9 protein-coding genes are annotated in these 25,962 nt (G+C 65.2%); 3 read left to right on the plus strand and 6 right to left on the minus strand.

The window, feature by feature from the left end; genetic code table 11:
• The first annotated feature begins 1 nt into the window (after position 1).
• Positions 2-13,240 (plus strand): non-ribosomal peptide synthase/polyketide synthase, encoded by a 13,239-nt coding sequence (locus tag NRG23_RS29660; protein ID WP_257373146.1) that lies wholly within the window; start codon positions 2-4, stop codon positions 13,238-13,240.
• A gap of 409 nt (positions 13,241-13,649) precedes the next feature.
• Here the strand turns inward: NRG23_RS29660 and NRG23_RS29665 are convergent, their stop codons facing one another.
• Both NRG23_RS29665 and NRG23_RS29670 read right to left on the minus strand, forming a co-directional pair.
• A complete protein-coding gene (locus NRG23_RS29665; protein ID WP_257373147.1) occupies positions 13,650-16,124 on the minus strand; it encodes a TonB-dependent siderophore receptor in 2,475 nt (824 codons plus the stop codon).
• Between the two features lie 94 nt (positions 16,125-16,218).
• Positions 16,219-17,871 (minus strand): cyclic peptide export ABC transporter, encoded by a 1,653-nt coding sequence (locus NRG23_RS29670; RefSeq protein WP_103331725.1) that lies wholly within the window; start codon positions 17,869-17,871, stop codon positions 16,219-16,221.
• A gap of 187 nt (positions 17,872-18,058) precedes the next feature.
• Between NRG23_RS29670 and NRG23_RS29675 the strand changes: the two genes are divergently transcribed.
• The gene (locus NRG23_RS29675; RefSeq protein ID WP_257373148.1) at positions 18,059-18,922 is read left to right on the plus strand and encodes a formyltransferase family protein; all 864 of its coding nucleotides are present in this window, start codon (positions 18,059-18,061) and stop codon (positions 18,920-18,922) included.
• 54 nt (positions 18,923-18,976) lie between these two features.
• Here NRG23_RS29675 and NRG23_RS29680 read toward each other — a convergent pair whose 3' ends face one another.
• Genes NRG23_RS29680 through pvdM form a run of 3 tightly spaced genes read right to left on the minus strand, consistent with a single transcriptional unit; the run spans position 18,977 to position 22,646 of the window.
• The gene (locus tag NRG23_RS29680; protein WP_016702395.1) at positions 18,977-19,870 is read right to left on the minus strand and encodes a formylglycine-generating enzyme family protein; all 894 of its coding nucleotides are present in this window, start codon (positions 19,868-19,870) and stop codon (positions 18,977-18,979) included.
• A 46-nt stretch (positions 19,871-19,916) separates the two neighbouring features.
• Complete coding sequence (locus tag NRG23_RS29685; protein ID WP_257373149.1) at positions 19,917-21,215, minus strand: aminotransferase class V-fold PLP-dependent enzyme; 1,299 nt, start codon at positions 21,213-21,215, stop codon at positions 19,917-19,919.
• 21 nt (positions 21,216-21,236) lie between these two features.
• Entirely contained in the window at positions 21,237-22,646 is a 1,410-nt protein-coding gene (gene pvdM, locus NRG23_RS29690; protein ID WP_009049989.1) for a pyoverdine-tailoring dipeptidase-like protein PvdM, read from the minus strand.
• A 208-nt stretch (positions 22,647-22,854) separates the two neighbouring features.
• On the opposite strand from pvdM, the gene NRG23_RS29695 reads away from it, so the two are divergent.
• A complete protein-coding gene (locus NRG23_RS29695) occupies positions 22,855-24,477 on the plus strand; it encodes a twin-arginine translocation signal domain-containing protein (RefSeq protein ID WP_009049988.1) in 1,623 nt (540 codons plus the stop codon).
• Positions 24,478-24,552: 75 nt separating this feature from the next.
• On the opposite strand, the gene NRG23_RS29700 is transcribed toward NRG23_RS29695, so the two are convergent.
• Positions 24,553-25,962, minus strand: coding sequence for an efflux transporter outer membrane subunit (locus NRG23_RS29700; RefSeq protein WP_039968105.1), 1,410 nt, complete (start codon positions 25,960-25,962; stop codon positions 24,553-24,555).

A 25,962-nucleotide genomic window follows, 5' to 3' on the forward strand; every position in this document is an offset into this window, starting at 1 on the left:
CATGCAAGCTTTAATCGACTCGGTAGGCACGCTTTCTGCCAAAGAAAGAAAAGCCCTGGCGATTTTGCTTAAAGAAAAGGGCATCAACCTTTTTGGTATCGCTCCTATCTGCAGCCGCGGCGCCGATGAGGCGCCGGTTCTCTCCTATACCCAGGAAAGCCAGTGGTTCCTCTGGCAACTGGAGCCCGACAGCAGCGCCTACCACATCACCACGGCGTTGCGCCTGACCGGAGAGCTGGACCTCGACGCGCTGCGCCATGGGTTCGATAGCCTGATTGCCCGGCATGAAACCCTGCGTACTACCTTTTGCGAAGAAGACGGCATTGCGGTGCAGGTGGTTCATCCACCGGCGCCGCTGCACATCGAGGTCATCGATCTGCAAGCCGGCGGCCTGTCCTATGAGGAGCAGCTCAATGCCCTGACCGACAGCAAGCGCCAGCCTCCCTTCGACCTGCGCAGCGGTCCGCTGCTGCGGGCCAGCCTGTTGCGAGTGGCGGCGGACGAACATGTGCTGGTGCTGACCCAGCACCATATCGTCTCCGATGGCTGGTCGATGGGGGTGATGGTCGACGAGTTGATCCAGCTCTACGCCGGCTACCGCCAGGGACGCAGGGTCAGCCTGCCGGACCTGCCGATCCAATACGCCGACTATGCCAACTGGCAACGGCAGTGGATGGACGCTGGCGAGCGTGAGCGGCAGCTGGGTTACTGGTTGCAGCAACTGGGCGGGGAGCAGCCGCTGCTGATGCTGCCCCTGGACCATGCGCGCCCGGCGATCCAGAGCTATCGCGGCGCGCTGTTCGACATCCCGCTGGGGGACGAGCTGCGGGTCGCCCTCAAGCAACTGGCGCAGCGCGAAGGGGCGACCCTGTTCATGCTGTTGCTGGCCTCGTTCCAGGTGCTGCTGCACCGCTACAGCGGCCAGGCCGATATCCGCGTCGGGGTGCCCACCGCCAACCGCAACCGGGTCGAGACCGAGCGCCTGATCGGCTTCTTCGTCAACACCCAGGTGTTCAAGGCCGAGGTCGATGGTCAGCTGGGCTTCATTGATTTCCTGCAACAGGTCAAGCAGACCGCCTTGATGGCGCAGTCCCATCAGGACCTGCCCTTCGAGCAACTGGTGGAGGCCCTGCGTCCCGAGCGCAGCCTGAGCCACAGTCCGCTGTTCCAGGTGATGTTCAACCATCAGACCGCGGTCAAGAAGGGCGCGCACAGCCAGCGCCTGGACGATCTCAGTATCGAAACCCTGAGCTGGCAGGGACGCGCCGCGCAGTTCGACCTGACCCTGGACACCTTCGAATCCGAAGACGGTCTCTGGGCATCGCTGACCTACGCCACCGACCTGTTCGAGCCCTCGACCATCGAGCGCCTGGCCCAGTCCTGGGTGCAGTTGCTGCAGGGCATTGTCCAGCAACCCCGGCAGCGCCTGGGGGACTTGCCGCTGCTGGCGGCCTCCGAGCAGAACAAGCTGCTGCACGAATGGGCCCCGGCGTCGGTCGAGTTCCCGAGCGAGCATTGTGTGCATCAGCTGGTGGAAGTGCAGGCGCGGAAAACCCCTGAAGCCAAGGCCCTGCTGTTTGCCGGGCAAAGCCTGAATTACCTGGACCTCAATGCCCGGGCCAACCGCCTGGCGCACAAGCTGATCGAGCTCGGTGTCGGGCCGGAAGTGCGGGTCGGCGTGGCCATGCAACGCACCCCGGAAATGGTCGTGGCCCTGCTGGCGGTACTCAAGGCCGGTGGCGCCTATGTGCCGCTGGACCCGGATTATCCACAGGATCGTCTGGCCCATATGCTGCGCGACAGCCAGGCGCAGATCCTGCTGACCGAGAGCGCGCTGTTGTCGCTGCTGCCGGCGGTGGAGTCCCTGCAAACCCTGCAACTGGATGCGCAACCGGGCTGGCTGGACGGCTATTCGCCGGAGAATCCGGCGCCGCGAGCGACCGCGGACAACCTGGCCTATGTGATCTACACCTCGGGTTCCACCGGCTTGCCCAAGGGCGTGGCGATTGCCCATCGCAACGTGCTGGCGCTGATCGACTGGTCGAGCCGGGTGTACAGCGCCGATGACCTGCAAGGGGTGCTGGCCTCGACCTCGATCTGCTTCGACCTGTCGGTGTGGGAGCTGTTCGTCACCCTGTCCAGCGGCGGTTTTATCGTCCTGGCGCGCAATGCCCTGGAGTTGCCGGAGCTGGCGGACCGCGACCGGGTGCGGCTGATCAACACTGTGCCGTCGGCGATTGCCGCGTTGCAGCGCAGCGGGCAGATTCCGCCCGGTGTGCGGATCATCAACCTGGCGGGGGAACCACTGAAGCAGGCGCTGGTGGATACCCTGTACCAGCAGCCGGGGCTGGTGCATGTCTACGACCTCTACGGTCCTTCGGAAGACACCACCTATTCCACCTACACCCGCCGCGAAGCGGGTGGCCAGGCCAATATCGGTCGCGCCATCAGCAATACCCAGAGCTATATCTTGAGCCCGGATTTGCAGCCGGTGCCGGTGAGCAGCGCCGGCGAGTTGTACCTGGCCGGCGCCGGGGTCACCCGCGGTTACCTGGCGCGTCCAGGGCTGACCGCCGAGAAGTTCGTGCCCAATCCGTTTTCCAGCGACGGTGGCCGCCTGTACCGCACTGGCGACCTGACCCGCTACCGCGCCGACGGGGTGATCGAGTACATCGGCCGTATCGACCATCAGGTGAAGGTCCGCGGCTTCCGTATCGAGCTGGGTGAAATCGAAGCGCGGCTGGTGCAGCAGGCCGCGGTGCGCGAAGCCTTTGTCCTGGCCCAGGACGGCGACAACGGCCAGCAACTGGTGGCCTATATCGTGCCGAGCGATGCCGAGGCGGCGGTTGCCGGTGACGCGCAAGTGGCCTTGCGCGAAAACATCAAGACGGCCCTGAAAGAACATCTGCCGGACTATATGGTGCCGGCCTACCTGCTGTTCCTCGAGGCGCTGCCGCTGACGCCGAACGGCAAGCTGGACCGCAAGGCCTTGCCCAAGGTCGACGCGCAGCAGTTGCAACAGGTCTATGTCGCGCCGCAGAACGAGTTGGAACAGCAGATCGCGGCGATCTGGGCCGATGTGCTGAAGCTGGAACAGGTGGGCGTCACCGACAACTTCTTCGAGCTGGGCGGCGACTCGATCATCTCGATCCAGGTGGTCAGCCGCGCCCGCCAGGCCGGCATCCGCTTTACTCCCCGGGACCTGTTCCAGTACCAGACGGTGCAAGGCCTGGCGGCGGTGGCCGGGCAGGGCGAGGGCGGGGTGCAGATCGACCAGGGCCCGGTGCGTGGCGCGACCGCGCTGTTGCCGGTGCAGCAGTGGTTCTTCGAATCGCCGATGAGCGAGCGTCATCACTGGAACCAGTCGGTACTGCTCAAGCCGGCCCAGCCGTTGCGCGCCGAAGTCGTGGAAAACGCCTTGCAGGCGCTGTGGGTGCAGCATGACGCCCTGCGCTTGCAGTTCAGCCAGCAGGCCGATGGCTGGTCCGCCCGGTTCGCCGATGCCGGCCAGCGGCCGAGCCTGCTTTGGCAGGTCGCGGTGGATAACGCCCAGGCCATGGAACAATCGGCGATCGCGGCCCAGCGCAGCCTGAACCTGCAGGACGGACCGCTGTTGCGGGCCGTGCTGTTCAGCCTGGCGGACGGCAGCCAGCGCCTGTTGCTGGTGATCCACCACCTGGTGGTGGATGGCGTGTCCTGGCGGATCCTGCTGGAGGACCTGCAACTGGCCCATGCGCAGCTGAGCGCCGGCCAGCCCCTGGCATTGCCGGCCAAGACCAGCTCGACCCAGGCCTGGGCCGAGCATATGCAGGCCTATGCCCAAGGCGCGGCGCTGCAAATGGAACTGGACTACTGGCAGGCCCAGTTGCAAGGCGTGGAGTCGAGCCTGCCGCTGGATCACCCCGTGACGCCGTTGCAGAACCAGCACGCCAGCAGCCTGAGCTCGCGCCTGGACAAGACCCATACCCAGCGCCTGTTGCAGGACGCTCCGGCGGCCTATCGCACGCAGATCAACGACCTGCTGCTCACCGCTCTGGCCCGGGTCATCACCCGCTGGACCGGCGAGGCCAGCGCCCTGGTGCAACTGGAAGGCCATGGTCGCGAAGACCTGTTCGATAACCTCGACCTGACCCGCACAGTAGGTTGGTTCACCAGCATGTTCCCGGTCAAGCTGACGCCCCGGGCGGCCCTGGCCGACTCGATCAAGCAGATCAAGGAACAGCTGCGCGCGGTGCCGAACAAGGGCATCGGCTTTGGTGCCCTGCGTTACCTGGGGGATGCCAATGCCCAGGAAACCCTCGCGGCCCTGGCCGTGCCGCGTATCACCTTCAACTACCTGGGCCAGTTCGACGGCAGCTTCGACGAGCAGGATTCCCTGTTCAAGCCGACCGGTGAAGCCAAGGGCGACGACCAGAGCCCGCTGGCCCCGCTGAGCAACTGGCTGAGCCTGGATGGCCAGGTCTATGGCGGTGAGCTGAGCCTGAGCTGGACCTTCAGCACACAGATGTTCGACGCCGCGACTATCCAGCGCCTGGCGGATGACTATGCCGCGGAACTCAAGGCCCTGGTGGCGCATTGCTGCGAGCCGGGCCAGGGCGGCGCGACGCCTTCGGACTTCCCGCTGGCCGGTCTGGACCAGCAGCAGCTGGACCGCCTGCCGGTGGCGCTGGCCGAGGTCGAAGACCTCTACCCGCTGTCGCCGATGCAGCAGGGCATGCTGTTCCACACCCTGTATGAACAGGCCGCGGGCGACTACATCAACCAGCTGCGAGTGGACGTGGACGGGCTCGACCCGCTGCGCTTCCAGCAGGCCTGGCAGGCGGCCATCGATCGGCACGATATCCTGCGCACCGGCTTTATCTGGCAGGGCGAGGTGTCGACCCCGCTGCAGGTGGTGCACAAGCACATCGCCCTGGATTGCAGCGAGCATGACTGGCGTGGCCAGCCGCAGCAGCAGGAAGCCCTGGACAGCCTGGCCGCCGCCGAGCGCCAGCGTGGCTTCGAGCTGGATGCGGTGCCGTTGCTGCGCCTGACCCTGGTGCGTCTCGACGACCAGCGGCATCACCTGATCTACACCAACCATCACATCCTGATGGACGGCTGGAGCAACTCGCAGTTGCTCGGCGAAGTGCTGCAGCGTTATGCCGGTCAGTTGCCGAACCATGCGTCAGGCCGCTACCGGGATTACATCGGTTGGCTGCAACGCCAGGATGCCCAGGCCTGCGAGAACTTCTGGAAAGAACAATTGCAGGCGCTGGACGAACCGACCCGCCTGACCCAGGCCCTGTCCCGGGTTGCGGAGATTCCCGCCGGCGCCGGCCATGGCAAGCATCAGCGTGAGCTGGACCTGGCGCAGACCGCGCGCCTGGGCGAGTTCGCCCGTCAGCAGAAGGTCACGATCAATACCCTGGTGCAGGCGGCCTGGCTGCTGTTGCTGCAGCGTTGCACCGGCCAGGAAAGCGTGGTGTTCGGCGCCACGGTGGCGGGGCGCCCGGCGGAGCTCAAGGGCATCGAGCAGCAAGTGGGCCTGTTTATCAACACCTTGCCGGTGGTGGCCACGCCACGTCCGGACATGACCGTGAGCCAATGGCTGCAGGCGGTGCAGAGCCGCAACCTGGCGCTGCGCGACTATGAATACACGCCGCTGTACGAAGTGCAGCGTTGGGCCGGCCTGGGTGGCGATGCGCTGTTCGACAACATCCTGGTGTTCGAGAACTACCCGGTGTCCGAGGCCCTGGAAAAGGGCGCGCCGGCACAGCTGCAGTTCGGCGCGGTGGGCAACCACGAGCAGACCAACTACCCGCTGACGGTCGCGGTCAATCTGGGCCAGAGCCTGTCGTTCGAATTGATCTACGCCCGCGAGTCGTTCTCCGAGGCTTCGATGCTGCAGTTGGGCGGGCATTTGCAGAGCCTGTTGCTGAGCCTGATGGCGCATCCGCAGACCGGCCTGGGCGAGTTGCCGTTGTTGACCCTGGAAGAGCAGCGCGGCATCCGCCAGGACTGGGATCACACCCAGGTGGTTTACCCCACCAACCGCTTTGTCCACCAACTGTTCGCCGACCAGGCGGCCAGGGCGCCAGAGGCGCCGGCGGTGTTCTTCGCCGAGCAGCGCCTGAGCTATCGCGAGCTGGACATCCAGGCCAACCAGCTGGCGCACAAGCTGATCGAGCTGGGAGTCGGTCCGGAAGTCCGGGTGGCCATTGCCATGCCGCGTTGCGCGGAGATCATGGTGGCCTTCCTGGCCGTGCTCAAGGCCGGCGGGGTCTATGTACCGCTGGATATCGAATATCCCCAGGACCGCCTGCGCTACATGATGCAAGACAGTGGTGCCTGGCTGTTGTTGACCCAGAGCCATTTGCTGGATCGTTTGCCGATCCCGGACGGGTTGCCGACCCTCAGCGTCGAAGGCGCGGCTGATTTCGCGGCGTACCCGACGATCAGCCCGGAGGTGACCCTGGCCGAGGAAAACCTCGCCTACGTGATCTACACCTCCGGCTCCACCGGCCTGCCCAAGGGTGTGGCGGTGTCCCATGGCCCGCTGGCCATGCACAGCCTGGCCACCGGCGAGCGTTATGAAATGAGCCCGGCCGATTGCGAGCTGCACTTTATGTCCTTCGCTTTCGACGGTTCCCATGAGGGCTGGATGCACCCGCTGATCTACGGTGCCAGCGTGCTGATCCGCGATGACAGCCTGTGGTCGCCGGAATACACCTACGAGCAGATGCACCGTTATGGCGTCACCGTCGGTGTGTTCCCGCCGGTGTACCTGCAACAGCTGGCGGTGCACGCCGAACGCGACGGCAATCCGCCGGCGGTGCGGGTGTATTGCTTCGGCGGTGACGCGGTGCCGCAGGCCAGTTATGACTTGGCCTGGCGGGTGCTACGGCCGAAGTACATTTTCAACGGTTATGGCCCGACCGAAACCGTGGTCACCCCGCTGATCTGGAAGGCCAAGGCTGGCGATCCGTGCGATGCGGCTTATGCACCGATCGGCAATATCGTCGGTAACCGCAGCGCTTATGTGGCCGATGCCAACCTCAATCTGCTGCCGGTGGGTGTGGCGGGCGAGCTGTACCTGGGCGGTCTGGGCGTGGCCCGGGGTTACCTGGATCGTCCGGGCCTGACGGCCGAGCGTTTTATTCCCGACCCTTACAGCACCAGCGGTGCGCGGCTGTACCGCAGCGGCGACCTGACTCGTTATCGCACCGACGGTTTGGTGGAGTATGTGGGGCGTGTCGACCATCAAGTGAAGGTGCGGGGTTTCCGTATCGAACTGGGCGAAATCGAAGCGCGCTTGCTGGAACAGGAGCCGGTACTGGAAGTGGCGGTGATCGCCCAGCCCGGGCCAAGCGGCCAGCAGCTGGTGGGCTACATCGTACCGGTGGACGCGCAGGTTACTTCGAGCAATGAACGTCAGGCGCAACTGCGGGAAAGCATCAAGGCCCGACTGCGGGAAAACCTGCCGGACTACATGGTGCCGACCTATTTGTTGTTCCTGGAGGCTTTGCCGCTGACGCCGAATGGCAAGCTGGACCGCAAGTCGCTGCCGAAGGTCGATGCGCAACTGATGCAGCAGACCTATGTCGCGCCGCAGAACCCACTGGAACAGCAGATCGCGGCAATCTGGGCCGATGTGCTGAAGCTGGAGCAGGTCGGTGTGACCGATAACTTCTTCGAGCTGGGCGGCGATTCGATCATCTCGATCCAGGTGGTCAGCCGTGCGCGGCAAGCCGGTATCCGTTTCACTCCGAAAGACCTGTTCCAGCACCAGACGGTGCAGGGACTGGCCACGGTGGCGGAGCAGGGCGAGGGCGGGTTGCAGATCGACCAGGGCCCGGTGCGCGGCGCGACCGCACTGCTGCCGATCCAGCAATGGTTCTTCGACACCCCGGTGCCGGAGCGCCAGCACTGGAACCAGTCGGTGCTGCTCAAGCCGGCCCAGCCGCTGCAAGCGGATGTTCTGGAAACGGCCTTGCAGGCGCTGACGGTGCAGCATGACGCCCTGCGCCTGCGTTTTGTCGAGGGCGAGGGGGGCTGGAGCGCAGCGTTTTCCGAGTTCGACGAGCAGGCGCAACTGCTGTGGCAGGCCAGCGTGGCCAACGATCAGGAGTTGCAGCAATGCAGTGAACGCGCCCAGCGCAGCCTGAGCCTGCAGGACGGCCCGCTGCTGCGTGGCGTGCTCTTTACCCTGGCTGACCAGAGTCAGCGCTTGTTGCTGATCTTCCATCACCTGGTGGTGGACGGGGTGTCCTGGCGGATCCTCCTGGAAGACTTGCAGGTGTTGCTGGGCAACCAGTCGTTGCCGGCCAAGTCCAGTTCGACCCAGGCCTGGGCCGGGCAGTTGCAGGCGTATGCCCGCAGCACAGCCCTGCAACAGGAACTGGCTTACTGGCAGGCCCAGCTGCAAGGCGTCGACTCGAACCTGCCCTGGGATCACGCGAGCGACGGGCTGCAGAACCAGCACGCGTGCAGCGTCGACACCCGACTGAGCAAACGCGATACCCAGCGCCTGCTGCAGGATGCCCCGGCGGCCTACCGCACGCAGATCAACGATCTGCTGTTGACCGCGCTGGCCCGGGTCATCACCCGCTGGACCGGTAGCGACAGCGCCCTGGTGCAACTGGAAGGCCATGGCCGTGAAGAACTGTTCGACAACCTCGACTTGAGCCGCACTGTGGGTTGGTTCACCAGCGTGTTCCCGGTCAAGCTCACGCCGCAGGCGGCCCTGGCCGACTCGATCAAGCAGATCAAGGAACAGCTGCGCGCAGTGCCGAACAAGGGCATCGGTTTTGGCGCCCTGCGTTACCTGGGAGACGAGGCTGCCCAGCAGACTTTGGCGGCCCTGGCCGTGCCGCGCATCACCTTCAACTACCTGGGCCAGTTCGACGCCAGCTTCGATGAAGAGCAGGCGTTGTTCATGCCGGCCGGTGAAGCCAAGGGCGAAGACCAGAGCCCGCAGGCCCCCCTGGGTAACTGGCTGACTCTCAACGGCCAGGTTTATGGCGGCGAGCTGAGCCTGGGCTGGAGCTTCAGCCAGGCGATGTTCGAGCCGGCGACCATCCAGCGCCTGGCGGATGACTACGCCGAGGAACTCAAGGCGCTGATCGAGCATTGCAGCCAGCCGCAGCATCGTGGTGTCACGCCGTCGGACTTCCCGTTGGCACGCCTGAACCAGCAGCAACTGGATCGCTTGCCCGTGCCGCTGGCGCAGATCGAGGACCTCTACCCGCTGTCGCCGATGCAGCAGGGCATGTTGTTCCATACCCTGTACGAGCAGCAGGGCGGCGACTACATCAACCAGTTGCGGGTGGACGTGGACGGGCTCGACCCCAAGCGTTTCCGCCAGGCCTGGCAGGCGACTGTCGAGCGCCATGACATCCTGCGCAGCGGTTTCCTCTGGCAGGGCGAACTGCCGGCGCCGATCCAGGTGGTGTACAAGCAGGTCGGCCTGGAGTGCGCCGAGCATGACTGGCGCGGGCAGGCGCAGTTGCAAGAGGCGTTGGACACCCTGGCGGCGACCGAGCGCCAGCGTGGCTTCGACCTGGCGACGGCGCTGTTGCTGCGCCTGACCCTGGTGCGCACGACCGAGCAGCGTTATCACCTGATCTACACCAACCATCACATCCTGATGGATGGCTGGAGCAATTCGCAGCTGCTCGGCGAAGTGCTGCAACGTTATGCCGGCCAGCTGCCCGCGCACCTGACCGGGCGCTATCGCGACTACATCGCCTGGCTGCAACGCCAGGACGCCCAGGTCAGCGAGGACTTCTGGAAGCAGCAACTGCTGGGCCTGGATGAACCGACGCGCCTGGCCCAGGCTATTGCTCCGGGCGCCCAGGCGCTGGAGGAGCGCGGCCATGCCAGCCATTCCTGCACCCTGGACGAGCAGCAGACCCAAGGCTTGAGCGAGTTCGCCCGCCAGCAGAAGGTCACGGTTAACACCCTGGTGCAAGCCGCCTGGCTGCTGTTGCTGCAACGCTGCACCGGGCAGGACACGGTGGTGTTCGGCGCCACGGTGTCCGGACGTCCCGCCGAGTTGAAGGGCGTGGAGCAGCAGATCGGCCTGTTTATCAACACCCTGCCGGTGGTGGCCGCGCCGCGTCCGGAGCAGTCGTTGGGCGAGTGGCTGCAGGTGGTGCAGGCACGCAACCTGGCCTTGCGCGACTTCGAACACACGCCGCTGTATGACGTGCAGCGCTGGGCCGGCCTGGGTGGCGAAGCGCTGTTCGACAACATCCTGGTGTTCGAGAACTACCCGGTGTCCGAGGCCCTGGAAAAAGGCTCGCCGGCGCAGCTGCAATTCGGTGCGGTGGGCAATCATGAACAGACCAACTACCCGCTGACCCTGTCGGTGTTCGTCGCTGAACGCTTGTCGTTCGACTACAGCTATTCCTTGCAGCACTTCAGCGCCGCAGCGATCGAGCAGTTGGCCGCCGGGTTGCGGCATCTACTGTTGGCCATGCTCGGCAATGCCCGGCAGTGCCTGGGCGAGATGTCCCTGCTCAGTGACGGGCAACGGGCGGCCAGCGAACTGGAGTCGCGTCGCGCGCTCACTCAAGTGGGCCGTGACTTGAACGTCCACCAGTTGATCGAGGCCCAGGCCCGGCGCACCCCGGATGCCGTGGCGCTGCTGTGTGGCGACCGGCAGCTGAGCTACGGCCAGCTCAACCAGCGCGCCAACCAGTTGGCCCACAAGCTGATCGAGCTGGGCATTGGCCCGGATGTCCGGGTCGGCATCGCCGTGGAGCGCGGGCTGGACATGATTGTCGGCCTGCTGGCGGTGCTCAAGGCCGGGGGCGCCTACGTACCGCTGGACCCTGAATACCCGCAGGACCGCCTGCACTACATGATGCAGGACAGCGGCATCCAGTTACTGCTGACCCAGGCGCCGTTGCTCGAACGTCTGCGCGCAGGCGTGGAAGTGCCGCACCTGTGCCTGGACCAGGACCATGAATGGCTGGCCGGCGCTGACCGGGGCAATCCGGTTCAACGCAGCAACCCGGAGAACCTGGCGTATGTGATGTACACCTCCGGTTCCACCGGCCGGCCCAAGGGCGTCAGCATCACGCATAACGCCCTGAGCCAGCATGCGCGGGCTGCGCGGGATTATTTCAAGATGACCGCCGAGGACCGCGGGCTGCAATTCTCCACCTTCAACTTCGACGCCTTCGTCGAGCAGCTGTACCCGGCGCTGATCTGCGGCGCCTCGGTGGTGATCCGCGGCAAGGCGTTGTGGGACAGCGAGACCTTCTACCGCGAGTTGATCGGGCAGGGCATCAGCATCGTCGACTTGAGTACCGCCTACTGGTTCATGCTCGGCAAGGATTTCGCGGCCAAGGGGCCGCGGGACTTCGGGCGCCTGCGCCAGCTCAACCTGGGCGGCGAGGCCATGCCGGCCGAAGGCGTGGCCGCCTGGAAACAGGCCGGGTTGACGGACGCTTGCCTGCTCAACACCTATGGCCCGACCGAAACCACCGTCAGTGCCACCGCCCATGATTGCGAGGCTTACCTGAGCGGTGCCGAGCCGTTGCCCGCGGTGATCCCGTTGGGCAAGGCGTTGCCCGGGCGTTCCATCTACCTGCTGGACAACAGCGGCAACCTGCCGCTGAACGGCGTCGTTGGTGAGCTGATGATCGGCGGCGAGCTGCTGGCCCGGGGTTACCATGATCGCCCAGGCCTGACGGCGGAGCGTTTCATCCCCGACCCGTTCAGCCAGGACGGCGGGCGCCTGTACCGTTCCGGCGACCTGGCGCGTTATAACGCCAACGGTGTGATCGACTACGCCGGACGCATCGACCATCAGGTGAAGATCCGCGGTTTCCGGATCGAGATGGGCGAGATCGAAGCCCGTCTGCTGGAACAGCCGCAAGTGCGTGAAGCGGTGGTGCTGGCCCAGGACGCGGCCGGTGGTCCGCAGTTGGTGGCCTATCTGGTCGCCGCCCAGGGTGTGAGCGCAGACAGCCAGGACGACCAGGCCCGGTTGCGCGAGCAGTTGAAAGCGGCGCTCAAGGCAGTGCTGCCGGACTACATGCTGCCAGCGCACCTGCTGTTCCTCGAGGCGCTGCCGCTGAGCCCCAACGGCAAGCTGGACCGCAAGGCCCTGCCCAAGGCCGACGCCAGCTTGTTGCAGCAGGCCTATGTCGCGCCGCAAAGCGAATTGGAGCAACAGGTCGCGGCGATCTGGGCCGAGGTCCTGGGTATCGAGCAGGTGGGACTGGACGACAATTTCTTCGAACTGGGTGGCCACTCCCTGGATGCGTTGCGCCTGATCGGCGCCCTCAACCAGGCGCTGGGGTTGCAGCTGAGCATCAATGCGCTGTTCAGCGCGCCGACTGTCGGGCAACTGCTGGTCGTCGTCGACGCCGGCCAGGCCGCTGTGGCGGACAACGTCATCGCCCTGGGAGGCTCCGGCCAGCCGCTGTTCTGCTTCCACCCGGCGGGGGGCAGCGTGTATGGCTACCTGCCGCTGGCGGCGCGACTGCGCGATTGTTGCGCGGTGTATGGCGTGCTGCATCAGTCCTATCTGCAGGCCGACTGGAGCGAAGTCTCCTGGCAGGCCATGGTCCAGCGTTATGTGGCCAGCATCCGCCAGGTGCAGCCGGCGGGGCCTTACTACCTGGCCGGTTGGTCCCTGGGCGGGTCGATTGCCATGGATGTGGCCAGCGAGCTGGAGGCAGTGGGAGAGACAGTGCGCTTCCTCGGGCTGCTCGACCCGACACCGCCCCAGGCGGCGGTGGAGGACAGGGTCGAGGAACAGGCAGTGCCGGTCACGGTGACGGCCGAGTCCGAGTGGCGGGCGATTGTCGACAAGCTTTGCCTGCTGTTCCCGGCCAGCGCCGAGCTGATCGGGCAGCGGTTGAGGCAGGAGGCCGAGCTGAACGGGCCGAGCATCCATGGCTGGGTGTCGCGCAATATCGCCCTGGAGCCCGGCGAGCTGGAGCGGGTGCTGGGGTTGTTCAAGGCGGAGTTCGATGCGTCGTTGGTCAGCGCCGTGTTCAATGACTTGAGCGCCTTGTCCGCGGCCTATGCCTATCGTCCGTTGCAGGTCGCGCCTCATCTGTGGTGGTCCGGCGATTATTCCGACCAGGCCATCCAGGCCCTGGAACAGGTCATGGGCCGGGAGGTGCTGGGCGGACGGCCAGTGGCGTCGCTGAAGACGGGCTCCCGCCATGAGGAGATGGTGAACAGCGAGATCTTGCTGGCAAGTTTCAGAAAGCACTTGCTGACCTGCTTGAACTGAGGGCGAGCCCCAGGCCTGGACCGGTAACGGTCCAGGCCTTTTTTGTGCCTGTCTTTTTCTGCCCGGGCTTCCCTCGAAACCCCATCCACCGCCCAGGCAGCGATTGGTCTGTGAAGGCGTGCTTATGCCTTGCGCGCCTGGCGGTTGCGATCGCCGGCAAGCCGGTTCCTACGGAGGAGCGGGGACAGGGATAGGGGGCGTGATGCAAGCGGGCTGGTGTAGGCGCTGGCTGGCCAGCGAAGGCCTGCTTATGTCTTGTGTGCCTGGCGGCTGCTATCGGCGGCGGCTGGCATCTAGAGGGGAGGGGAAAAGGCGTCGGACCGGGCGCTGGGGCCGTGGATCCGACGTGGGCAGGGCGGTGTCGAGGGGGCCGTCGCCGTTGGCGCCGACCCCGGGTCAGGGGAGGAGATTAGAGCGACCAGCTGACGGTGACCATGGCGTTGCGCGGATCGCCGTAGAAGTTGTTGCCGTAGTCGGTGTTGCTGCTGATGCTCTGGTAGTAACGCTTGTCGAAGACGTTGTTGAGGTTCAGGCGAATGTTCACATTCTCCGAGGCCTTGTAGCTGGTCATCAGGTCCACCAGGGTGTAGGCCTTTTGTTCGATGTGGTAGTCGAAGGTGGTCAGGTATTCGTTGGTGCCCTTGTTGTAGATGGTGTTCTGCCGATACAGGCCGCCACCGATGGTCCAGCGGTTGAGGTCGCCGGGCAATTGGTAGGTGGTGAAGGCCTTGAACACATGGCGCGGGATATCGGTGTCGAACAGGGTGCCTTCCTTGGTCGGGTCGGAGTCCTTGGTGTACTTGACCGAGGCGTAGGTGTAGCCGGCCCCCAGCTGCCAGCCCGGGGCCAGGGAGCCGTTGATCTCAAGCTCGATACCTTGGCTGCGCACTTCGCCCGCGGCTTCATAGCAGTCGTTCCCCGGAGGGCACAGAATGGGGTTCAGTAGCTTGGCGCGGTTTTCCTGGTCGATGCGGAAGATCGCCGCGCTGGCATTCAGGGCGCCGTCGAAGTACTCGCCCTTGATGCCCATCTCGTAGTTCTTGCCTTCGATGGGCTTGAGCGCGTTGTTGGAGGCGTCGAGCTCGGTCTGCGGCTTGAAGATGTCGGTGTAGCTGACATAGACCGAGTGATGCTGGTCCAGGTCGTAGATCACGCCGGCATAGCGGGTCAGGTTGCGGGTGACCTTGTTGGGCAGGCTGGTGGAGGAGGGCTTGCCGTTCCAGGTGGTGGTCACATCGTAGTCGTACCAGTCCAGCCGTCCGCCGAGGATGAGTTTCAGGTCGTCGGCAAGGTTCAGGCGCGTGGTGACGTAGGTACTCTTCAGTTCGCTGGTGCGGTCCTGTGTCCAGGGGTTGGCACTCATGTCCGGCTTGGGAATGCCGGAAGGATTGTTCAGGTCGGTGTGGGTCTCGAGGTCGATGGGCAGGCCCTTGCCCTTGAACTTCAGGTCGCGCTTGCTGGCGCCCACCACCAGTTCGTGGGTACGGCCGAACAGCGAGAAGGGACCGCTGACATAACCGTCGTAGCTGCTCTGCTTGTCCTTGTAGTCGTACCGGCCGATGTTCTGGCCGAACTCGACGTAGTCGCTTTGCCAGGTGCGCATCGGGATGGAGCCGAGCATGCTCAGGTCCGACCAGCTCTTGCTGGCGGCCAGGAGCATTTTCCAGTCGTTGGCGAAGCGGTATTCCAGGCGGGTGAAGGCGGTGGTGTTGTCCTGGTCCCAGAATTCCCAGTCGCTGCCCAGGTAGGTCGAGCGCTTCAGGTGCAGGTCGCTGCCGTCGGCGGCCACCGGCAGGCCGCCCCAGGATGTGTTGTTGTTGGCGTTCTGGTTGGAGATGCCGAAGGTGAAGGTGGTGTCTTCGTTCAGGTCGGCCTCGGTGATGCCGTAGAACACCGAGCGCTCGGAGCTGACGAAGTCCTGGAAGCTGTCCTTGGTCTGGTAGGCGGTGACTATCCGGCCACGCAGGGTGCCACTTTCGTTCAAGGCATTGGAAGCGTCGAACTCGGTGCGGTAGTTGTCCCAGCTGCCGGCGCTGCCGGTGAGGGTGACCCGCGGGGTAGCGGTCGGACGCTTGTGCACCATGTTCACCGCGGCCGAGGGGTTGCCCGCGCCCTGCATCAGACCGGTGGCGCCGCGCACCACTTCCACCCGGTCGAAGATCGCCATGTCGGGGGTGGAGTTCATGTCCCGGCTGAGGTAGTGGCTCAGGTCGTTGGACAAGCCGTCGACCATCAGGTTTTCAATGGCGAAGCCGCGGGAGTAGAAGGTCGGGCGCTGCGGACCGTCCTTGGTCACGGAAATGCCCGGGGTGGCCTTGAGCACATCCTCCAGGGTCTTCATGTTCTGGTCATCCATGCGCTGGCGGGTGATGACCGTGACCGATTGCGGTGTTTCCCGGGCCGTCAGGGCCAGCTTGCTGGCGGTCTGCATGGGCCCGGTGGTGTAGGAACCGGTGTCTTCGGTGGTCGAGTCCAGGCCCTGGGCGGTGATGGTGCTGGTCCCCAGTTCCAGTGAACCGGCGGAAGCCCGGTTGAGAATGGTCACCGAGTTGCCCTTGAGGGAATAGGCGACCCCCGTGCCATTGAGCATCGCCGCGATGGCCCGCTCCGGCGAGTAGCTGCCGGAGAGCGCATTGCTGCGCTTGCCTTGCACATCGTCGGGGCTGTACAGCACTTGCAGGTTGGCCTGGCGCCCGAACTCCTGCAGGGCCAACGCCATGGATTGCGCGGCGATATTGAAATGGATTTCCTGGGCCTGGACCTGGGCCATCAAGGGCAGGGTCAGGGCCAGGCCCAGGGTGCGGGAAGCCATTCTCGGCGAGAACGCCTGGCCAAGCAGGGCTTTGGCCAGAGGAGTCAGTCGATGTTGTGCGGGCATGCTCATGTGCTCTTATAAAACGGCAGAGGTAATGATTGTTAATGCTAGTAATTCTCAGTTCTGTCTGTAAGACGCACCAGTTGCCAGAAACCGGAAACAATCACGCCGGTTGCAGATCGCTCATGACTTGCCCGGCCTTCATGCGCACCAACTGGTCGGCGATATCGAAGTAGCGATCGTCGTGGCTGATGACGATGATGGTCTTGCCCAGGCGCTTGAGGTCCGGCAGCAGCTCGGTATAGAAAATCCGCCGGAAGGCCGGGTCCTGGTCGGCGGCCCATTCGTCGAACACCAGCACCGGGCGCTCTTCGAGCCAGGCATTGATCAGCGCCAGGCGCTTGCGTTGGCCGGTGGAGAGGTCGGTGGTGGTGAAAGCGCCATCCTTGATGCTGACCTTGTGGGCGATTTCCAGGCGGTCCAGGTACTGGGTGGCGATGTCCAGCGACTTGCCGGCATTGCCCTGGACCAGGTCGTCGAACAGGTGGTAGTCGGCGAAGACCGTGGTGAACAGTTGTCGGTAGTCGTCCCGGAGCCGGTCGGTCACGGCTTCGCCATTGAGGCGGATCTCCCCGGACTGAGGCTGGTACAGGCCCAGCAACAGTTTGATCAGGGTGGTCTTGCCGCAGCCGTTCTCGCCGACGATGAAGACGATGTCGCCCTGCCTGATGTTCAGGTTGATCGGGCCCAGGTGGAACGGCTCGCTGCCTGCCACGGGCGGCGGACTGTAGCTCACACCGCGCAGTTCCAGGCTGTGCACCACCGCTTGCGGCGCTTCGCTGTCGTCCATCAGCAGATGCGGCTCGGGGGAGGAGAAGCGTTCCGACAGCTCGCGGATACGGGCGAAGGCGATCTTCGCCTTGCCAACGATGGGCAGGTAGCCGACCACGTGTTCCAGGGGGCCCTTCATGTACAGCAGCACCAGCACGAAACCGGTGATCACGGCGGGGTCCGGGTTCGGGTAGTAGGCCTGCATGGCCAGGGCCAGGCCGATGACCACGAAGAACAGCATCGAGCCGAAGCTCTTGGCCAGGATATAGATGTTCACCGAGCGCACCTGGATATCGCTGATGCGGTCCGCGGTTTTCTGGATGCGCTGGGTGTTCATGCGAAAGCGCCGTGGCCGGTGGATGCGCAGTTCCTTGGCGCCGGAGGCAATAGCGTTGTAGTAGCGCTGCAGTTCGTCCTCGTGGTCGCGCGCTTCGTCGAAGCCCTTGATGCCCTTGCCGCCGGCCACCAGTTGCACGCTGGTGCCGATGATGATGGCGACCACCATCATCAGGAACATCGGCACCGACAGGTACGCCAGGTAGCCCAGGCAACCCAGGGTGACGGTGGTGGCGATGGCCAGCGGGGTGAAGGCGAAGGAGAAGTCGCTGATGGTGTCGACGTCGTGGGTCAGCACCGGGATCAGGCGGTGGGAGCGGTAGCGTTCGATCTGGGTGATGGGCGCCGAGAGTACTTTTTCCCCCAGGTCCTTGCGCAGGGCGGCAATGATGCGCTGGCCCACGTAGTTGGTGCCGATATCCGAGACGATCGAGCTGGTCAACGCCAGCAGGCACAGTGCGGCGAAGGTCAGGACCACGCCCTGGGTCATGCCGGTCGCCGAGTGCAGGGCGTTGTTGATGGTCGCCAGCAGCAGGGTGATGGCCAGGCCGCCGACCATGCCCAGGGCAACGGAAATCACGACAGTGGTACGAAAGGGTCTGAGCAGGGCGAGCAGTCCGTGAAAGGCTCCGCGCTTGGGGTCGGTCATAAGGGGTTCCCGGCAGTGAATGAAGGGTCGAGGCAGAAAGACCCGTACTCATGAACAGACGAACCGTTGGCGGCAGTATTTAGCGTGGCCGCGGGCGCGGATAAATTGCCCGGCGCCTGCTTCGTTCTTGTTCTGGAGGTGCACGCGTAACGACGTCGTGCCTGGCCCATTCAGCGAGAGCGAGCAAATGACGAAAAAGAATCTGGTGTATGTCTGGTCCCTGAGGAACGCGGCGGCCGACAAGGCCGGGCAACCGGTGGCCTACAAGGATCACGAGCGCTACATGAAGTCGGTGCTGGAATTCCTGGTGGAGTCGCTGAACCAGACGCCCCTGGGCGAGGCCTACAAACTGGTCGGCGTGGTCTACGACGATGACGAGCAGTCGCCACGGGACCAGCAACTGGTGAGCGACTACGGCTTTGCCTATCAGCCCGGCCGGCAATGGCTGTACCCGGCCGACCTGCAGGTGCAGGGGCGCCTGGTCAACGACCTGCTGCTCAGCGTGCCGTCCACCTATCGCCGTCATCCGCGGGGTTCGGCCGAGCATATCGCCGGCAAGCAGGATTTCGAGCGTCGCCTGCACGACACCCTGGTGGAGCTCAAGGCCGACATCGTGGTGCTCGACGGCCTGCTGGTGATCCTCGACGAGCTGGTGCGCCCGGGCGCGCCTTTCGCGCGGCGGATCATGAACATCCATCCGGGCATCACCCGCCTCGAATCGCCCTACGAGCGTCGCGGCGCCTATGCCACCTGGAATGCGCTGTACGGTGCCCGTGGGCAGAAGGTGGTGGACTGGGCTACGCGGGAAACCGAGCCGGTCGAGCCGCTGTACATGACCGGGGCCTCGTTCCACTACGTGGACAACGGCATCGATTCCGGCGAGGTGTTCCACGACGTGCTCAACACCGAGATCGCGCCCGAGGACACCATCCTCGAACTGCGCTGGAACAACTTCAACAACAGCCTGTTCCCGGCCTTGCATGAAGGCCTGGCGCTGCTGGCCGAGCAGCTTGGCCAGCAGCCGGTCGGCGAATCCCGGGCCGGCGCCTGAGGCCCGCGGCGATCAGGCGCGACGGTCGCGCTTGATCGCTGTCGATCGGGCCTTTTACTGGTGCTGGGTGCCGGGCTGTTCCAGTTCGCGCACGACACGGAAGCTCAACCAATCCCCACGCACTTCGCGCTTGCGGCTGTTGCGGTTGCCCGAGCGGGAGAACACCGGGGCCTCGCCCCAGTCGTTGCCGCGAATCTGCGCGTCGAGACACACCCCGCCCGATTCCTCCATCCAGGCCCTGCCATCGGCGGGCGCGCCGACATAGTCGGGGTGCCAGCAGTCGGCGACCCACTCGTAGACATTGCCGTGCATGTCATACATGCCGAAGGCGTTGGGCGGATAGCTGCCCACCGGGGCGCTGTAGCTGTAGCCGTCCTTGGGGCCGTAGGTGTTGGCGTGCTGGGTGATCTGGTACTGGCCTTCTTCATCGAAGGGGAAGGGGAAGGAGCCGCTGCTGCCGGCCCGCGCGGCGTACTCGCGCTCGGCCTCGCTGACCATCCGGTAGTGCTGGCCGGTCTTCTTCGACAGCCACCGGGCATAGGCCTGGACGTCGGCATAGTCGACGCAGACCGCGGGCTGGCGCGGGCCTTGTTCATAACGCGGCTTGCTGGCCTGGCACAGGCGGCCGGGACGCTCGTCGCCGTCCTTGATCACTGTGCCGGTCTCGCGGATGTAGGCGTCCAGCTCGCCGGCGGTCACGTGGAAACGGCTCATGGCGAAGGCCTTGTTGAAGGTCACCGTATGCTGCGGGCCTTCGTCGGGCTCTCGGCCGACTTCGTCTTCGGGGGTGCCCATGACGAAGCTGCCGGCGGGCAGCACCACCATCTCCGGGCAGTTCTTGCAGTCCTTGAACACGCTGCCGGGCTTGGGTGGCTCGACGGCCTGGGCATTGAGGCTGGCCAGGCAGCCGAACAGCGCGGCGAGTGAGGAGCAGGCGACAGGTTTCATCATCAATAACCTTGTGCAATGTAGAGAAAAGAAGTGGGCGAGGGGCTCAGGCGGTCTTGCCGGCGCGCAGGCGCTTGCCCAGCAGGTCCATGGCGCGGTCGATGTCTGCTTCGCTGTTGAGCAGGCCGGGCGCCATGCGCACCAGCGGCCCCGCGTCGCGGTACACCGCATCCACCAGGATGCGGTTCTCGATCAGCCAGGCAGCGGTGGCGTCGGTGTCCAGGTTCGGGCCGCGGAAGAAGGTGAAGCCAGCGGAAAGCTCCGGGCTCAGGGGCGTCACCAGTTCGATGCCGGGGAGTTCCTGCAGGCGTTGCTTGAGGTAGCTGTTGAGTTGGTGGATCCGCGCCTGGATGTTGGCCTTGCCCAGCTGCATGTGCAGGTCGAAGGCCTGGTCCACGGCCCAGCGGTGCTCGAAGCTGTGGTAGCCGCCGGGGGTCATGGTGGTGGCGAAGTCCTGGTTCTCGGAGAAGGTCGCCACCATCGGCGTCAGGTGCTCGAGCTTTTCCGAGCGCGAGCAGAAGATCCCGGTGCCCCGCGGGCCGAACATCCATTTGTGGGTGCCGGCGACGAAGAAGTCGCAATTGAGGTCGGCAAAAGTGACGTCCTCCACCCCCAGGCCGTGGACGCCGTCGACGCAGTAGAGAATCCGCTCGGCCTCGTCGCGGTTGCGGTTGTGCTGATCCACCAGCTTGCCGATCTCGCCGATCGGCAGCTTGACGCTGCTGCCCGATTGCACCCAGGTCATCCCCAGTACGCGGGTGTTGGGGCGGATGCTGCGGTCGATATTGCCCAGCACTTCATCGACGCAGACCTGGTGGGGCGACTTGAACAGCTCGATGGTGCGCACCTGGGTGCCGTCGCGCTGGGTGCGGAACTTCAGGGCGTTACGGGTCGAGTAGTGCTCATGCACCGTGGTCAGTATCTCCTGCCCGGGGCGCACGTGAATGCCGCCATACATCATGGCCAGGCCTTCGGTGGTGCTGCCGGTCAGGGCCACCTGGGCAGGCTTGATCTGCAGGTAGCGGCCGACGCTCTCGCGCACTTGGGCTTCGCGCTTCCAGGTGTACTGGGTGTCGTAGTCCATGGCCATGGCCGGGTTGCGATCCAGGACCGCGCGGTATTTTTCGATGGCTTCGCGCACGGGCCTGGGGTGCGAGGTGATGAGGAAGTTGGCCAGGTGCACGTAGTCCGGGTCGAGGTCGAACAGCTGGCGCAGTTGGTCCCAGGGTTGCTGGTGGGTGGCGGGCGTGGCGGCGGCCCGGGCCTGGCCGATGGCGAAGGTGCCCAGGGGCAGGGCGGCGGCCAGCAGGCTCGCGTGCTTGAGGAAGGTCCGACGATTGGTCACAGGGATTCTCGTGGTCAGGGTTCAGCCGGCGACGGCGGGTGGTTCGACGGGATGTGTGGCGGGTTGCGTGGCAGGTTGCGCGGTGGGGCTTACCGGCTTGGCCAGTTTCTGCACCTGTTCCCAGACGCGCAGGTAGTTCTCGCCCCAGAGCTTGGCAATCTCGATATCGCTGTAGCCGCGCTGGATCAGTTCGGCGGTGACGTTGCGGTTGTCCGCCACGTTCATCCAGCCGTTGACGCCGCCACCCTCGTTGAAGTCCGAACTGATGCCGACGTGATCGATGCCGACCTTCTTCACCGTGTAGTCGATGGCGTCGACATAGTCCTTGAGGCTGGCCTTGGGCTCTTCTTCCAGAATGCCGTACAGGGAGCTGGCGTACTCGCCGAAGCGCTGTTCCGGCCAGATGGTGATGACCGCGTCGCCCGGCATCAGGGCGTTTTCCAGGCCTTGCAGCGGACCCAGGTCGAAGCGCTGGCGCAGGGCGTTGAGCTTGTCCAGGGTCGGCTGGCTGAGGGGCCGCAGGTAGGTGGAGAAGCCCACCACCTGGACCACCCCGCCCGTGGCCTTGATCACCTGCAGTTCCTTGTCGCTGAGGTTGCGCGGGATGTCCACCAGCGCCCGGGGCGCGGAGTGCGAGGCCACCACCGGCGCGCGGGTCAGGGCCGCGACGTCGTCCAGGGCCTTGCTGGACATCTGCGAGACGTCGATCACCACCCCCAGGTCGTTGAGCCTGCGCACGGCCTGCTTGCCGATCGGCGAGAGGCCGCCGAGGGCGTCCCGGGTGTCGTTGAAGAATGGCAGCGGGCGCGAGGAGTCGGCCCAGTCGTTATTGCCCACATAGCTGAAGCCGAACAGACGCATGCCGCGGGCGGCCCACTTGTCCAGCTGGTCGAGATCGTCGCCCATGGCGTAGGCGTTGAGCAGGCTGATCACCACTGCCAGCTTGCCTTCGGAGGCGATGCGGCGCAGGTCGGCGGGGGTATAGGCAATGGCCGCCTGGTTGGGGAAGTCGCGCACCAGGCCCTGGATGATCCGGTAGCGGGTCTCCCGCTGGTGCCGGGCCTCTTCGACGAAGCCGGCGGTGGGGCGATGCGGGGCGTTGGCGCCGTTCCACATTTCCGGCCAGGCGAGAATGCTCAGGGCGGCGCCGGACATCCTGCCGCGACCGGCCTTGACCAGGTCGAACTGGCGATGGGTGTCCTTGTCCGCCTCGGTGCCTTCGGTGCCGAAATCCAGGGGCACGGTGATATGGCTGTCGAAGGAGATGATGCGTTCCTGCAGGTCGTTGGCGTGCTTGACGATTTCGCTGGGGTAAGACACCCGGTCCTTCCAGTAGTAGTGCCAGGCGGCCCCGGCACCGACACCGAGTACGGCGACAGTAAGTACCAGCAGGCTCAGGTAGAGGGTTTTCTTACCAGGTAATTTGATCATTGCTATCCCAGTCGCAGGCGGGCTGATGACGGGGCCGGAGCGGGAGGCGCAATGCCTCCAGGCCCGACCTTTTTGTGCACATCTATCCGCGATAAACGAGCTGGCCGGCGGCAAATTTAGCGGCCCGGGAGCGGCTCGCCGGTAAATTTCCGTGCAAATCCAACGTTCTAGCTAGATGCGTGAGGCGCCACTGGATATAGGTAGAGCGATGAGGTTTTCGAGACGAGGATTTTTGACCGGTCTGGCGGTGACGGGGGCGGCTATTCCTGTGGCGCTCTACACCCGCAAGGAGTTGCAGCGCCTGGATGTGCGTCGTCAGGAAGAACTGGAAATCACCCCGGGGGAAGCCAAGCTGGAAGTCGCCCTCGACCCGGGCGTGCGCCTTGCCGATCACCTGCGGGGCATCTGGGACATCGAGTTCCTGGATGCCGACGCACCGCTGCCGCGTCGCGGCTGTGAACTGGTGCTCGATGTCGGTCCGACCGGGCGCGGCCTGCGGGGCTTCCTGGGGCGTGCGCAAAGCCTGCGGGGCGACGGTCCGGTGGAGTTTCGGGTGCAGGGCGAGCTGGCGGCGGTGGACGCCGCGAAATTGTGCTGGCGGCTGTTCCCCGGCGGCCAGCTCAGCGGCGCGCCCAGCCATGAGTGCCAGGTGGTGCTCGACGAGGTCTGGGCGAACTGGGGCAATGCCGGCAGCGGCACCCTCAGTGGCCGCCTGCAGTCGTTGCAGGTGTCGCTCCTGGCGCCGGTATCCGCGGTGCGCTTCGTGGCGCGCAAGCGGGCCTTTCCCGCGGCCCGGGAGCAGAACGGCCTGAGCCCCGAGTTGCTGGCCTGGCTGGTGTCCCCGCAGCATCGCCTGTTCCACCAGCTCTGGCATGCCTCCCGGGATCGCTGGCATTCCTTGCCCAAGGACAAGCGCAACAGCCTGCGCGGGCTTGGCTGGCAGCCGGGACCGCTGAAGCACGAGCGCGATGCCCGTGGACGACGCAAGCATCGCAATGCCTCGGGGATCGATTTCCTCTTCATGCACCGGCACATGCTGTTGCAGGCGCGTTCGTTACAGCCGGACCTGGTGTCCTGGCAGCAGCTGCCCTTGCCGTCCCCGCGCCTCGAGCAGGATCGTCTGGGCTTTATCCGCTACTACGAAAATCACGACGGCTGCTCGGTGCCGCCGGCCTGGATCGCCGACGACGATGAAGAGTTCACCCAGTGGCTGCATGGCTTGAAAAGCGATGCGGCCTTCTATGGCAACTTCCAGGTCTGGGAGTCGCAGTACCAGGACCCCGACTACCTCAGCCGCCTGACCCTGGGGCAGTTCGGCTCGGAGGTCGAGCTGGGCCTGCATGACTGGTTGCACATGCGCTGGGCCGATGTCGCCCGGGACCCTGCCAACGGCATGCCGGTCATGGAGGCCCGGGTGTCCTCGGACTTCGCCGGACGCTGGTACCTGGCGCAGAACGACTTTCTCGGCGACCCGTTCTCGTCCCATGTGCATCCGATGTTCTGGAAGTTCCATGGCTGGATCGATGACCGCATCGACGATTGGTTCCGCGCCCATGAGCGCTTCCATCCCGGTGAAGTGTTGCGCCGCGAGGTCAACGGCGTGCCGTGGTTCGCGCCCGGGCGCTGGGTCGAGGTCGACGACCCGTGGCTGGGGGCCTCGACCCATGGCTGCGGCCCGCTGGGCAACGCGCCGGGCGAGATGTCGCTGGAGATGGACCAGGAGGTCATGAAGCTGGCCTTGCGTATCGCCCTGAGCCGTGACGAGGAGGTGCCGCAGTTGCTCAAGCGGGCCCCCCGGCGTCCCTGGTACGCCCAGCACCTGAAGGTGTAAGTTGGCAAGGCAGCGGCGCGGGTCCTGTTGCAGGGCCCGCGCTTTTTTTCAGCGTTTTATTTAGAGGCTCTTTATTCAGCGCTTCTTCGTTTCGAGTGTCTTCCAGCCACCGCCCAGGGCTTTGTACAGGGCAATGCTCGACTGCACCCGGGACAGCCGCAGTTGCACGTTCTGGTCTTGTGCGGTGTACAGGGTGCGCTGGGTTTCCAGGACTGTGAGCAGGTCGGCGGCGCCGGCCTGGTAGCGGCTCTGGGCGATCTCGAAGGCGCGTTGCGCCTGCCTCAGTTCTTCGTCTTGCCATTGCCGCTGCTGGTCCAGGCCGCGAATGCTGTTGAGGGCCTTTTCCACATCGGCGAAGCCATTGACGATCGCTGCGCGGTAGCTTTCCAGCAGTTCCTGCTGGCGGGCCGTGGCCCGGTCGCGCTCGGCACTCAGGCGCCCATTGTTGAAGATCGGCGCCACCAGCCCGGCGGTCAGGTTGTAGAAGGGGCTGCGTAGCACGTCATCGAACTGGTTGGCGCCGGAGCCGAGGTTGGCGGTCAGGGTCACGCTGGGCAGCATCGCCGCCCGCGCCACTTTGACATCGGCCCGGGCCGCCGCCAGCCGGGCTTCGGCGCCGGCGATATCGGGGCGGCGGGCCAGCAGGTCGCTGGGCACCCCGGCATCGATGTCCGGCCAGTTCAGTCGGGCGAAAGGCTGGTCGCTCAAGGTCAGGCTCTGTACCGGCCGGCCGAGGAGGGCGGCGAGGGTGATCAGGGCTTCTTCGGCCTGTTGCCGAACCAGCGGCACCTGGCGTTGCTGCGCCGCCACCAGGCTCTTCTGCTGGGCCAGCTCCAGGGCGGTGGCCGAGCCCGAGTCGTAGCGGGTCTGCACCAGCCTGAGCACGCTTTGCGCATTGGCCAGGTTGAGTTCGGCGATGCGGCTCTGCTCGCGCAGCGACAGCACCTGGGCGTAACTGTTGGCCACGCCGCTGAGCAGGGTCAGCTCCACGGTGGCCTGGTCGAATTCGCTGGCCTGCACGCCCAGCAGCGCGCTGTCCCGGGCGGCACGCTTGCCGCCCCAGAAATCGATTTCATAGCTGGCGCTCAGGCCGGCATCGAAATAGTCCACGGCCTTGTTGTTGCTGTCGGCATTCAGCTGGCTGTAGCCGTTGCCCCGCATGAGCTTCTGGCGGTTGGCGTTGAAGGTGCCGTTGACGGCGGGCAGCAAGGGCGCGCCGGCAATGACGGCACTGGCCTGCGCCTGGCGCACCCGGGCCATGGCGGCGGCCAGGTCGTGGCTGCCCAGGCGAGCCTGTTCGATCAGGCGTTCCAGTTCCGGGCTGCCGAAGCGGGTCCACCATTGCCGGTTGTCCTGCTGCGCGGCCGCGGTATGCGGCGAGTGCCAGGCGGGCGGTGCCTGCAAGCCACTGTCCGGGCGCGGCGCGGGGCCGCTGCAGGCCGCCAGCAACAGGCTGGCGGCGATAAGGCTGAGGGGCGCTTTCAT

Source organism: Pseudomonas sp. T8 (assembly GCF_024610635.1).
Classification (GTDB): domain Bacteria; phylum Pseudomonadota; class Gammaproteobacteria; order Pseudomonadales; family Pseudomonadaceae; genus Aquipseudomonas; species Aquipseudomonas chlororaphis_I.